At 46.5% G+C, this 258-nt stretch carries 1 pseudogene; it reads left to right on the top strand.

Annotated features, from left to right (window positions below):
- Positions 1-258 (top strand): annotated as a pseudogene (locus tag SB658_RS25285) (coproporphyrinogen III oxidase); the annotation flags it as partial.

The raw sequence follows: 258 nt of genomic DNA, 5'->3' as shown, positions 1-258 counted from the left end.
ACGGTGGAGGCATCTGGTCACATCGCTGGAACAGACATCACTAGTCGTTTTTCGCGAGACGTCCCAAAGGGATTGAACGACAAGGAGCGCTGGAAGCAAATTAAAAACACAGTGCTGTCTGTTTATTTACATCTGCTTCAGGAGCACACAGGAATGACGCAAAAGTGGGGGATTCTCACAGGGATACGTCCTACAAAATTACTTCATAAGATGCTGAGAGAAGGTATGACAAAGGAAGATGGGCATGCCGCATTAAAG

Origin of the sequence: Bacillus sp. SIMBA_008, assembly GCF_046535495.1 — a bacterium.
Classification (GTDB): Bacteria; Bacillota; Bacilli; order Bacillales; family Bacillaceae; genus Bacillus; species Bacillus subtilis.
Note: the sequence above shows the minus strand (reverse complement) of the source record. Positions and strands in the feature narration are given on the sequence as shown.